Origin of the sequence: Chryseobacterium sp. R2ACT005, assembly GCF_049949215.1 — a bacterium.
Lineage (GTDB): Bacteria > Bacteroidota > Bacteroidia > Flavobacteriales > Weeksellaceae > Chryseobacterium.
Genome location: NZ_CP188192.1, coordinates 3674676 through 3685448, shown reverse-complemented (window position 1 = coordinate 3685448; position 10773 = coordinate 3674676). Strand labels below are relative to the sequence as shown.

17 protein-coding genes are annotated in these 10773 nt (G+C 31.4%); 8 read left to right on the top strand and 9 right to left on the bottom strand.

All coding sequences use genetic code 11. The annotated features are described in order from the left end of the window. Window positions 1-39 precede the first annotated feature (39 nt). Both ACPF63_RS16845 and ACPF63_RS16840 read left to right on the top strand, forming a co-directional pair. On the top strand, window positions 40-510 hold the full coding sequence (locus ACPF63_RS16845; RefSeq protein ID WP_039371059.1) for an Lrp/AsnC family transcriptional regulator: 471 nt from the start codon (window positions 40-42) through the stop codon (window positions 508-510). A 69-nt stretch (window positions 511-579) separates the two neighbouring features. Further along, window positions 580-957, top strand: a complete 378-nt coding sequence (locus ACPF63_RS16840; RefSeq protein ID WP_047373649.1) for a hypothetical protein — start codon at window positions 580-582, stop codon at window positions 955-957. 91 nt (window positions 958-1048) lie between these two features. Here the strand turns inward: ACPF63_RS16840 and gwsS are convergent, their stop codons facing one another. The 9 genes from gwsS to ACPF63_RS16795 all read right to left on the bottom strand — a co-directional run bounded on the left by gwsS (window position 1049) and on the right by ACPF63_RS16795 (window position 7087). Continuing rightward, window positions 1049-2119, bottom strand: coding sequence for a grasp-with-spasm system SPASM domain peptide maturase (gwsS, locus tag ACPF63_RS16835; RefSeq protein ID WP_426480680.1), 1071 nt, complete (start codon window positions 2117-2119; stop codon window positions 1049-1051). A gap of 147 nt (window positions 2120-2266) precedes the next feature. After that, window positions 2267-3184 (bottom strand): hypothetical protein, encoded by a 918-nt coding sequence (locus ACPF63_RS16830; protein WP_426480679.1) that lies wholly within the window; start codon window positions 3182-3184, stop codon window positions 2267-2269. A gap of 146 nt (window positions 3185-3330) precedes the next feature. After that, window positions 3331-3639, bottom strand: coding sequence for a hypothetical protein (locus ACPF63_RS16825; protein ID WP_426480678.1), 309 nt, complete (start codon window positions 3637-3639; stop codon window positions 3331-3333). Window positions 3640-3696: 57 nt separating this feature from the next. After that, the gene (locus tag ACPF63_RS16820) at window positions 3697-3981 is read right to left on the bottom strand and encodes a hypothetical protein (protein ID WP_426480677.1); all 285 of its coding nucleotides are present in this window, start codon (window positions 3979-3981) and stop codon (window positions 3697-3699) included. Next, the gene (locus ACPF63_RS16815; protein ID WP_426480676.1) at window positions 3974-4174 is read right to left on the bottom strand and encodes a GNAT family N-acetyltransferase; all 201 of its coding nucleotides are present in this window, start codon (window positions 4172-4174) and stop codon (window positions 3974-3976) included. Before ACPF63_RS16815 ends, ACPF63_RS16820 begins: the two co-directional genes overlap by 8 nt. A 3-nt stretch (window positions 4175-4177) precedes the next feature. Further along, window positions 4178-4543: a hypothetical protein gene (locus ACPF63_RS16810; protein ID WP_426480675.1), complete on the bottom strand. Its 366-nt coding sequence runs from the start codon at window positions 4541-4543 to the stop codon at window positions 4178-4180. Between the two features lie 509 nt (window positions 4544-5052). Continuing rightward, window positions 5053-5955 (bottom strand): grasp-with-spasm system ATP-grasp peptide maturase, encoded by a 903-nt coding sequence (gwsG, locus tag ACPF63_RS16805; RefSeq protein WP_426480674.1) that lies wholly within the window; start codon window positions 5953-5955, stop codon window positions 5053-5055. Continuing rightward, window positions 5952-6743, bottom strand: coding sequence for a hypothetical protein (locus ACPF63_RS16800; protein ID WP_426480673.1), 792 nt, complete (start codon window positions 6741-6743; stop codon window positions 5952-5954). Before ACPF63_RS16800 ends, gwsG begins: the two co-directional genes overlap by 4 nt. A gap of 134 nt (window positions 6744-6877) precedes the next feature. After that, the gene (locus ACPF63_RS16795; protein WP_426480672.1) at window positions 6878-7087 is read right to left on the bottom strand and encodes a TIGR04139 family peptide modification target; all 210 of its coding nucleotides are present in this window, start codon (window positions 7085-7087) and stop codon (window positions 6878-6880) included. A 586-nt stretch (window positions 7088-7673) separates the two neighbouring features. Between ACPF63_RS16795 and ACPF63_RS16790 the strand changes: the two genes are divergently transcribed. The 6 genes from ACPF63_RS16790 (at window position 7674) to ACPF63_RS16765 (ending at window position 10647) form a co-directional block, all read left to right on the top strand. Next, window positions 7674-7835: a hypothetical protein gene (locus ACPF63_RS16790; RefSeq protein ID WP_426480671.1), complete on the top strand. Its 162-nt coding sequence runs from the start codon at window positions 7674-7676 to the stop codon at window positions 7833-7835. A 98-nt stretch (window positions 7836-7933) separates the two neighbouring features. Then, entirely contained in the window at window positions 7934-8467 is a 534-nt protein-coding gene (locus tag ACPF63_RS16785) for a DUF4303 domain-containing protein (RefSeq protein WP_180565234.1), read from the top strand. Between the two features lie 39 nt (window positions 8468-8506). Further along, entirely contained in the window at window positions 8507-9043 is a 537-nt protein-coding gene (locus tag ACPF63_RS16780) for a DMP19 family protein (RefSeq protein WP_426480670.1), read from the top strand. 7 nt (window positions 9044-9050) lie between these two features. Beyond that, window positions 9051-9611 carry a hypothetical protein gene (locus ACPF63_RS16775; protein WP_426480669.1) on the top strand — a complete coding sequence of 187 codons (561 nt, stop codon included), beginning with the start codon at window positions 9051-9053 and terminating at the stop codon, window positions 9609-9611. Between the two features lie 69 nt (window positions 9612-9680). Continuing rightward, a complete protein-coding gene (locus ACPF63_RS16770) occupies window positions 9681-10160 on the top strand; it encodes a hypothetical protein (protein ID WP_077414026.1) in 480 nt (159 codons plus the stop codon). Continuing rightward, on the top strand, window positions 10138-10647 hold the full coding sequence (locus tag ACPF63_RS16765) for a hypothetical protein (protein ID WP_426480668.1): 510 nt from the start codon (window positions 10138-10140) through the stop codon (window positions 10645-10647). Before ACPF63_RS16770 ends, ACPF63_RS16765 begins: the two co-directional genes overlap by 23 nt. The last annotated feature ends 126 nt before the right edge of the window (window positions 10648-10773 follow it).

The following is a 10773-nucleotide window of genomic DNA, read 5'->3' as shown; positions in this document are numbered from 1 at the left end:
AATACATAGATTTTTTAAAGAAATTGTAATTTAACTAATATGAACTATCAACTGGACGAAATAGACAAGAAAATTCTTGATTTCTTAGTAGAAAACACAAGAATGCCTTTTACTGAAATTGCAAAGCAGATGGATGTTTCTGCTGGAACAATTCACGTAAGAGTGAAAAAGATGGAAGATGCAGGTATTATTTTGGGATCATCTCTTAATATCGATTATGGTAAGCTGGATTATCACTTTACAGCTTTCATAGGGATCCTTTTGACAAAATCAAACCGTACTCAGGAAGTATTGAAAGAATTGTCAACTTTACCTAACGTCATTGAAGCTAGCGTTATTTCAGGAAAATATAATATTTTCTGTAAAGTAAGAGCTAAGAATACAGATGATGCTAAAAGAATTATTTATCAGATAGATGACATTCAGGACGTAATGAGAACTGAAAGTATGATTTCTATGGAAGAATTCTTAAGTGACAAAAATAGATTGATCAACGCGATCTCTATATAAGTCAAATTTTAAACGAATAATTATAAAAGAACTTATGAAATCTCTCATAAGTTCTTTATTTTTGTAGGTATGGAAGAATACAGTTATTTTGACGAAGACCCGAAGAAAGGATGGGGATTTGTACTGGCATTTGCAGCCTTAATGTTGTTTACCATAATGGGGCTTGGAATAGATGTGGATGAATATCTGCAGCATGAATACCTGGAGATCCCAAGGTGGTATTTCTATGTTATTTTTTCAATTGATGTGTTGATGATGATTGGGCTGGTACTGATGTTCTTCTACAGAAAAATAGGAATCTTCATGTTCCCGGCTTTACTGGTAATGCACTTCTTTATGCACAATTATTACCTGTCTACATTCCTGTATACAGATGTTACCAACCTTTTTCTGTTTACAGGATTCGGAATGCTTGCCATTATCCCGAAATGGAAGTTTTTCAAATAGAAATATAATCACTTTATAATAAAAATAACAAACGGCTTTTAAATTCCATTTAAAAGCCGTTTTTGAATATAATATAAGGGGATGAGAAATGCTATCTGAGTTCTAACGAATGAAAAATTTTTTGCTTCAAAGGATTTTTTGTCCAGTCTTCCCAATCTCCCGTATAGGGATTATAGCCACATTTTAAGGGTTTTGATACATTTAGGCCTTCTTTGCTTTTTTCTGCATTTTCGGTATACGCTCTGCAGTCTGTGCAGACATAACGGAACTCACAGTCCTTACAGATTTCTATATTGTCTTTGGTCAGATCCCAGTATTTTTTGAAATCCGGCTGGGTTATAGCCACTTCAAGACTGTTATTACGAATGTTTCCAAAGCTTTCAACCATCAGCGGGCAGTTTTTAATGGCGCCGTTTCGGTCAATGCCTATCTTTTTATACAGGCAGGAATTGTAGTTCATCGCTTCCAGTACTTTTGGAAGGTTGGTATTGAAATACTTCAGTTCCACTTTTCCACAGGCAGATATTTTCAGGTCATCTTTCAGGAAATTCAGCGAGAATCTATATTCATCTTTAGCTTTGAAAGGAGGTTTCGAACAATTGTAGAAAATAAGACTGTATATTCTGACTGTATTTTTTTGAAGAGCCTGTATAAAAGATAGGTTGGTTTCCTTATGAAACGGAGAGAATATTTCTATTCCCGAAAGCACGGAGGTTTTAAATACATCATCAATTTCTATAAATTCATTTATTGTTAATGGTTTTAAACTGTAAATAACCAAATGTTTAATTCCAAGATTTTCTATAGAAGGTTTTATTTTTTTTACGATCTCAATATCTTCCATTTCAATAAAGAGATTCGTTATATCACTGGGTTCATGATATTCATAAGAAAGAGGAGGGAAATTTCTGTCCCAATCGTTTTCAGTAACAAATCCATATTCTTTTTCCAGCAGGAGATTGATATATTCATGGACAATTGCTCTGGAATCTTCATCATAATCTTTCAATATCCCCTCAATAGATTGGTTTTTAAGTTCTTCTATGATTCCATAGAATTCTAACGGATACAATTCTGAAACATTTCTCTGTAGATCTGAGATCAATATCCGGGTTGCTCCTTTGGTGATCAGAATGTTGCTGAATAGGTTGAAATAGTTCATGAATTAATAAATTATATGGGAAAAAATTAGTTTATTTTAATTTCAAAAACTTCATTTTCATGAATATGAGTAAAGTCTTTATTCATTGAAGTGAGATACACATAACTTCAATCATTGTTCTGTCATTATCATTTGAGAAAATCATTATCATTTGGTTTTTAAACTATCGGCTAAATCTTTTGCTAATTTGTTTCGGTACGTTAAACTTGGAAGACCAATGCCTTTTCGGTTATCATTTACTATTGATGAATCTTTTATATTTTCATATCCCTGATAAACTCCATAAGTGTAAGGAACTTTATGATGCAGATTATTTCTGTCAATCATCGCAGCATAATCACGAGGTGGGCATTCACCAGATTTTACATATTCTAATATTTTAGTTTTAAAATAAGGGTAGTATTCATCATAATCTGCCATATGAAGCAGTATAGGTCCTGACGGCATAAAAAAGTCACCATTTAATAAACCTATTTTTTGCATACTTGGAAATCCATAATTTTTAAACATCCATTTTAGAAGCTCAGCATTCTTTTTATCGTTTTTAGTAATTTCCTGATAATTTAGATCTCTTCGGCTGTTCTGATCACGCATAGATGCAACAGTAAAAGAGTCTACAAGCTTTTGATTAAGTCTTTTTTTCCACTGTGCAACTTTCAGCTCCATTTCCAAACTGTCTATTCCATATTTTTTATACAGCTTAATCAATTTTGGATCTTGTTTTTTATACTCCCAATAAGGAGCTATCAAAGGAATAAGTTTGTACAGACTTTTTTTTCCTCCAAATTTTGTATGATGCTGATCAGAGAGCCTTATATAAGTTTCATATTCTTCATGACGTTCTTGATTGAGAGGGCGGTATTTTCTAAATAATGGTTTGTATAATTTTATGGCTTTTTCAGGTTGTTTAGCCATTCTGTATATACTGTCAATTTCGTTTACTTTATTATAATATAAAATATAATTTCGATTTTTGCAGGCACAAAGAAATAGACAGAGAATCAGGTAAATGGTAGGCTTAAAATTAATATTGGGGCTTTGTGTTTTTAAATTAGAATATTTCATTTCTTAAATTTTATAAAATAAATTACCTGTGTTTATTACCTTGATTTAAAAAAATAGTCTTTATGTATTGAATCTGTTTTTTCCTGTTACAATGGCTATTTCACTACTTGTACACAATTCTCTGAGATAATTAGTATCATTTAAACCTATTTATATTCTACTTTATGATTTAGCTCAATAGGATTATTTTTCTCCCGAATTCGTTTTTGAATATTTCCTGTCATTTCTTTAAAATTGGTTTTTATCTTATTTCCACTTTCGTCGTAAGATGTTATTTCAGATGTATTGATCATGGATAGCGGCTCATTGTAAAAATTTTTTTGAAGTTTTTTGAAGTCTTCCCAGGTAATTTTCTTTTGAAATTTATCTGTATAAAGCTCTTTCCATTTGAAGTCTCTTATCTGAATGAGCTCAAAATCATAATCCAATTTTTCATCAGAAATTTTTATAATCAATCCTGGAAGACCATAAAAGACATATGGACCTTGCTGTAAAGGAATTTCGTTTGTAAACTATGCAGTCCAGTTTCTTCCCCCATATTCTACTTTTGCTTTTTGACAATTATAATTCCCAATTTTCTTTTTTTCGTCAATAATTTCCCAATGAAATTCTTCATTAATAGGAATAGCATATGTGCTATAAATTAAGCCAGAACAAATAAGTCCTAAAAATTTTAAATAAAATCTTCTATCTCTTCTTCTCCAAACCAAAGTAAGCTGTATGGAAACAATTATAATTAATAGTACAAATATTATTATATAAAGAAATGTACTAAAGTTCATTTCAGTATTAAACATATTTTAAAAAATAAAGGGGGTAGTTTAGCTCAAAAGTTTCATGAAAAATAGTAAATCCATTTTGAGTATAAAAAGTACAATTTTCAGCAGTTGTCGTTTCTATATAAATTAATTCGTTTGTATAAAATTCTAATGATTCATTTAATAGTTTTGTTCCTATACCGTTTCCTTGTTTGTTTGGAACAACAGCCATTAATCATAAATGAATAAATTTTTCTTTAGGATGAAAATTCTTCAAAAGTTTTTCCCTTCTTAAAACTTTAAACATATTGGTTAAACCAATACAAGCAAATAATAATTTAATTTCCAACAATAACTTTTTAAAGCTAAATCCTGTTTTATCTAGGTATAAAATGCATCCCTTGTAATCATCACTTAAAAATACATTCCCATTGAGCATTGATAAGTCAAACTGAAATTCCATTAAAGCTCTCAAGCGGCTATATCTATTACCAGATTTATTTATAACAAAGTTTATAGAGTTGGGAATAAGAACATCCATAAAAGCCTGACATAATATATCAACTGCCTTTTCTCTATCTTGATAAGTAGCTTTTTTCATACATTTTGTTTTTCCCAAAAATATGAATAATTATGTAAAATTGTATATTTGTTTATTGATAATCAGTTAGTTGTGTCTGTTTTTATAGATGAAATAAATTATATTTTACTGTTGTTTTGTGGTATTTATTTCTGCATATATCAAAAAAAATACTAAATGAGATGCTTTACTTTGTTTTTAACAGAAAATTATTTCTTTAAAATTCCCTTTACAACCACTTTCGCTACTGCTGCAATTTTATATATCTTCATCAGCTCATCAGATGGGCTTACTCTCTGAAGCTTCGTTTACTGTTATGAATCCATATTATTTAGCATAAGACTATTGATTTCATATTAATCTTACCAGTGGCTTCATAGGTTTTATTTTCATTAAAAAATCAGTTTGATATTTTATAGAGATAACATAATTCTGTTTATAGCTATCTTGTATTTCAGCTGAATCATTTCTGAAATTTTCTATATATTTGAGAGTAAGAGGTAATTTATTTTTTTCTTTGAATTTCTTTTTCATAAGTATTCTGCTATTTCTTTTTCAAGTATATAATTGCAAATTGCTGATAATCCTAAAAACTGGCCAACAGGGTTTATTTCTAAGAAGTAAAAATCATTTTTGTTTTTTATAAAGTCAAGTGAGCCACAGTTTATATTGAGTTGTTGCATAAGGGTATGTATTTTTTCTTCAACCTCTTTTGGAAGATTATATCTAACATTCCGATTGGGCATCTCATGATTATATTTTCTATGATCGATGTAGGTTTTCTTATCATTTTGAGAAAAGATAGCAGTAGCCCATATTTTACCCTGAAGATAAAAGGCCCGCACTTCAAAATCTTTTTCAATCATCTCCTGAAAAAAGGTAATAAAGAAATTTTCCTTTTCCTTTTCTGTAACAAGTGAAGTATACAAAATACCTTCAGAAAAATGATCAACTGATTTTAATATTATATTTTCAGCAATAGATTTTGTAATGGTTTTATTCACAATTAGCTGATTTGTGTTTTCTGCCAAGTAGTATTCCGGGATTTTCAAGCCTACTTTTTTTGCTTGTTCAAGTACTAAAAGTTTATTCAAATGACTGTTGCTTTGCTTATTAATATGTTTTTTTGTCTCAAGCATTTTTATTACATAATCTTCAAGCCAATATTGAGTTTCATCCATATAAGCATTAATCGAAGGGTTATCATATTCTTTTCTTATAAATTGTAGTCCACCTCTTCGATACCAAACACTGGTAATATCATCAATAAAAAAACTATGTCTTTGACTTTTCAAAAAGATTCTTTTTTGATATTCTTTTATTTCAAAAATTTCATCTTCATGTATACGAATAAAGGCTTTATCTAATGCTTTGAGCCACTTAATAACTTCATTTGTTGTTGTTTCCTGATTGGTAGAAAGAATAAGAATCATTTTTTCTTAATTTTATCTTTTCTGATTTTAGATGAATGCTTTATACTAGGAAGTCCAATACTTTTTCGGTTGCAGTTAATCCGAACAGAATCCTCATTATTGTTCCGTAAGCTGTATCGTACAGCAGTATTTCTATAGTAGTCATATGTGTCGGACATTAAGGCATATTCTTGAGGAGAGCAATTGCCTGATTTTACATATTCGAATAATTTTTTTCTAAATTCAGGATACTTTTTTGAAGCAATCATATGGCTTAGCAATGTAGGTATAGCGATGAAAACGTCATTGTTTCCGAACTTACCTATTTTTTGTCCATCAGGAAACCCATAGTGTTTGAATGTCCAGAAAAAAAGATCTGCATTTTTTTCAATGTTTTTATTTACAAGGGCTATATTTTCAGGCCTTCCCTCCTGGTCACGGATCATAGCAATAGTAAAGGAGTCTACGAGTCTTTTATTCAAGTTCTTTTTCCAGTCGGCTACTTTTTGGTTGACTTCCAGACTGTCTATTCCATATTTCTTGCAAAGCGGATAAAGCTTTTTATATTCATTACGATAAGGAGCTACCAATGTAATAAGTTTGTATAGACCCTTTTTCCCACCAAAGTTTTTATGGTACTGATCTGCAAGCTTAATATAGGTTTTATATTCTTCAGTAAGCTCTTGGTTTTTAGGTTCATACTTCTGAAACAATTTTTTGAATTTTTTTATGGCTTTTTCAGGTTTATTAGCCATTCTGTAAATACTGTCAATTTTGTTTACTTTGTTGTAATAAGTAATGTAATTCACTTCCCGATTTTTACATGATAAGGCAGAAATCAAAATAAATAATAGGATGTAATAAGTGTATTGTTTCATAAGCTTATAAAGTTTTTGAAAGTTAACTTTGAAGAGTGAAAAAGGAGGGCACAGCCCTCCATACATTAGTTTACTGACTGTGTTGGATTGCACACGGTGATTCTACCTATAAATGTACCTCCTGGGCTTGTATAGGTATCATATTCTTCACAGCCTTCTCCAACGGAAACGTTAGATTTAACATTATAGCTGCCTCCTTGAATTGTTTTAAGATCTTTCAGTTTTTTGTTTTCCAAAGAAGAGAAATTACTCTTCATACCGATTAACTTTTTCATGTTGATAATTTTTTGTTGTGTTGTGTAAATTATTTATGTCATGTAAACCCTGACATTTGGGGTGAATAATTCACATGTTTTCATGTACTGTACACATACAATGCAAAAATGTAGAATGTCTTCCGTCAACGTTGATGTTTTCAAATCTATCAATATTCAGTTCACTTCAATGGGATAAAACATGTAAATGAGTTGTTTATTTTGTGTACACATATTCATGTGCAAATTCTGTATATGTCAGAGGATTTGGTGAAATATTCCAAATATTGAAAAGTATAAAGTGAAGTCCGATAATGTAAAGAAAGCTTAGGAATAGTATAGGATATTATGCAGTAATATATTCTATTGTACAATACGGCGGAATGAATGAATTTAACATTAGAAATCACACGATAATTCTTTTATTTTGAAAGAAATTTGTATGTTCCAAAACATGTTTTTATAAATAAGTACTGATTTTCTGCTCAAAAATGATGTGCTTTTTTGTGAATTTTCACAGAAAAAGCATTGGTTTCAGATAAATTAATTCAGATAGACAATATTGAGTCATAAAAATGAAATTTTTTAAAACCGTGTTGAAAAGTTTATGTGGTTTAAATATAAAAGTAAGGTATATACATATGATACTCGGAAAATAGGATCATCCAGAGAAGCTTTCTGGTTGTTTAAATATGGAGAATTGGTTCCTTTGCTGATTGGGGCAGCTATTTTGATTCCCGGATTGTTCCTGTATAATAAAAACAGATAGCTATAATCATGAAATTGAACAGCCTTCTAAAGAATATAATGTGCTGATTTGATAAGATAAAGGTAATTTTACCGCCCATTTTAAAAAAGAAAAGACGTATGGATTTTGAAATTTTAAAACAGCAGATAGAAAATGCTGCCAGGAAGGCTTTTTTAGAAGTGTATGAAAAGCATGGGGCAGAGGGAGTTTACAGTTTTGCACTGTACAGTGATGAAGGCGCAATGACGGTATGTCCTGCTGTCAATACAATGAAAGTTATGGAAATGGCAGATGAAGATGATGCTCTTTATTATAAATATGAACCGGCAGAATGGACTTATGAAATGGAGGGAGCGGAAAAAGAATTTGGTGATATCTGTACTCAACTGAGAGAAGAGCTGGATAATCATGACGACGATGATCAATGGTTTGAAGGTTTTCAGACTAAGTTATATTCCATCTGCATTGAAGTGCTGGAGAAGCTTAGAAATGAGAATTTTTTCACAAAGATAACAGGCAAAGATATTTTCCTGATTTTCACGGTCTCAGATTATGAGTTTGAAGAGGAGGAACTGAAAAATATTATCGTCAGACTTAATGATAATGAATATAAAAGTGAATATCTTAACTGGATGGCTACCTGGGGCAATTAAAAGTATGACAAATTAAAAAAACACTTTAAATATATACATATGAAGCCCGATAAAATAATTGTCTCAGAAGCCTCTTTTAACAGCAGTGATCCTTATGATGTCATCAATTCCAATATTTCTGTTGTCAATCTTTTACACGAAGAAGGAGTTGGAGAAGAAAATATGCATAAAGATTCAATAACCAGTTACTATGTCGACTATTATGTCAGTCAGTATAAAAATGGAAATTTTTCTCAGTTTGTCTGGAATTCCGGATGGTCACCAGAACTAAACAGGATCATTGAAGAAGGTTTAAAGAAAATAGGTGCCCAAAAACATTGGGAACTATTTCTGGAACAGTCTTCAAAAGTAGAAAATATGGAAGAAGGAGAAAAGAAAGAGTTCCTGGAAAGTGAATATTTCGGACCTAACAAAACGAGAGATATTTTGAAAAATGATTCCTTTTACAGTCTGGATGAAAACTTAACAGAGCTTCATTCGCAATGGCTGAAGAACCATCCGGATCTGAAAGTTTTGTCTATTGATGAAATGTTTTCTCAGCTGGAAAAATGGGTAGGAAGGAAAATCGACCGTTAAAATTTAAATGAAGCCTCAGTCTATGGAAGATCTTGAAAAACTCAATATTGAATTTAAGAACTATCTGGCAGGAATCAGTGGAAAGTTTACCGAAGACCTTATTCATTTGCTGAAAGGTGAAGGTATCAATTATCTGAACGGAAATACGCAGGCTTATATCAAAGCTTTTTATTTTGAATATGAATTTGACTATCTGAATATTGTATTCTGGGGCGTAGACCATAAGGGAGAAATTGCAACAGAAATCATGTTTTTGCCAACCAAAAAGAATAACAATGATAATGGAAATGAAAAATGGAGCGGCTTGATTCCACAGAAGATATGGCAGAAAGCTTCAGATTTTGAGGACAATTATGAAGGTGATGATTTTGATGAGATTCTGGATGAATATAATGATGAAAAATACAGGTTATTTGAACAGTGGTTTTTTGATGTCTGGAAAGGAGCATCAGAACAGACCGGCGTAAAAACAGATGCCTATTTCTCAATTCATGATACCTATTTCAGAACAGATCTGAATACCCTGAAAACCATTAATGAGGATGAAATAGCACTGCGTTATGAATAACTGTCCTACAATAAAACCTTTTCAGAACATTAAAAACAAATCAAATTATAAACAATAATTATATTAATTATGAACAATTACAAATTTTATAAACAGGAGGGTAATCAGTATATCTTTAAGAACCAGCCGGTATTTATAACGGTACTTTGCATTATCTTTCTGATTGTGGCAGGATTGCTCTTTAACAGCGTAAGGACTCTTAGCTACGTTATCATTGCTGTGGTAGCACTTATTCTGATTAATTTTTTCACCAAGAAATTCATCATTGATATGGATCGCATGACGATTACAGGAAAACATACCATTTTTGTTCCGGCCAGAACCTATCCGATAGAGAATTTCAGAAACTTTCATGTGCTGGCAACAAAATACATGGGTTTTATCACTACCAATGTGATGCTGTCTGTTTATTTTGAAGTTAATGGTAAAGAAAAGCAGCTTACCATAGGCCAGGCTCTTACACAAAGAGGAATACAGAAGATGGTAAATGAAACGGAGGATATTATGAACATTAATAATCCAGAGAATGGATATCCGAGACCGCTATAAGTTTCAGGAAAACGGAAGTGAAATAAGCTTTATGCCCAACTACAATTTCCTGCGTGTTTTGGTATGGTGGTTGGCTTTGGGTGTTATTGCTCTTCCTTTGATCATATACTTTTTTATGGATAAAATGTCCGGTGACCAGTTCAAAATTGCATTGGGATTGTGGACAATTTATATGGTTTACTTCCTGTTTGACTTCTTTTTCAGGGTTCCGGTGAAATATATTTTTGATAAATCAGAGAAGTGTATTTACAGAAAACTTTTACTTTCCAAAAAGCTCATGAATTTTGATGAAATGACCTATTTTGTCAATGATGAAAGAGGAGGGTATTATTATTCAATAGGGAAAAAGAGAAATCAGTTTGTGAAAAACTACAGAATCAGCAATTACTTTTCTGGTTCAAAAGCTTCAGACAAAAGAGAAGATGAGTATGTCGAAAAAATCTTATTTCCTGTTTTGATAGCGGTTGGAATTCCTCTAAATCAGTAACCAGAACAATAATGAAGGATAAAAACTAATACTATGAAAAAGGAATATAACCATTCTCCTCCTTTGCAGGGGTGACAAAATTCAAAGGATTTTTGACGGGTGGTTATATGCTCTACAACAATCAAC

Coding starts and splice junctions, on each gene's coding strand:
- ACPF63_RS16845 (WP_039371059.1), top strand. CDS start 40: ATGAACTATCAACTGGACGAAATAGACAAGAAAATTCTTGATTTCTTA.
- ACPF63_RS16840 (WP_047373649.1), top strand. CDS start 580: ATGGAAGAATACAGTTATTTTGACGAAGACCCGAAGAAAGGATGGGGA.
- gwsS (WP_426480680.1), bottom strand. CDS start 2,119: ATGAACTATTTCAACCTATTCAGCAACATTCTGATCACCAAAGGAGCA.
- ACPF63_RS16830 (WP_426480679.1), bottom strand. CDS start 3,184: ATGAAATATTCTAATTTAAAAACACAAAGCCCCAATATTAATTTTAAG.
- ACPF63_RS16820 (WP_426480677.1), bottom strand. CDS start 3,981: ATGTTTAATACTGAAATGAACTTTAGTACATTTCTTTATATAATAATA.
- ACPF63_RS16815 (WP_426480676.1), bottom strand. CDS start 4,174: ATGGCTGTTGTTCCAAACAAACAAGGAAACGGTATAGGAACAAAACTA.
- ACPF63_RS16810 (WP_426480675.1), bottom strand. CDS start 4,543: ATGAAAAAAGCTACTTATCAAGATAGAGAAAAGGCAGTTGATATATTA.
- gwsG (WP_426480674.1), bottom strand. CDS start 5,955: ATGATTCTTATTCTTTCTACCAATCAGGAAACAACAACAAATGAAGTT.
- ACPF63_RS16795 (WP_426480672.1), bottom strand. CDS start 7,087: ATGAAAAAGTTAATCGGTATGAAGAGTAATTTCTCTTCTTTGGAAAAC.
- ACPF63_RS16790 (WP_426480671.1), top strand. CDS start 7,674: ATGTGGTTTAAATATAAAAGTAAGGTATATACATATGATACTCGGAAA.
- ACPF63_RS16785 (WP_180565234.1), top strand. CDS start 7,934: ATGGATTTTGAAATTTTAAAACAGCAGATAGAAAATGCTGCCAGGAAG.
- ACPF63_RS16780 (WP_426480670.1), top strand. CDS start 8,507: ATGAAGCCCGATAAAATAATTGTCTCAGAAGCCTCTTTTAACAGCAGT.
- ACPF63_RS16775 (WP_426480669.1), top strand. CDS start 9,051: ATGAAGCCTCAGTCTATGGAAGATCTTGAAAAACTCAATATTGAATTT.
- ACPF63_RS16770 (WP_077414026.1), top strand. CDS start 9,681: ATGAACAATTACAAATTTTATAAACAGGAGGGTAATCAGTATATCTTT.
- ACPF63_RS16765 (WP_426480668.1), top strand. CDS start 10,138: ATGGATATCCGAGACCGCTATAAGTTTCAGGAAAACGGAAGTGAAATA.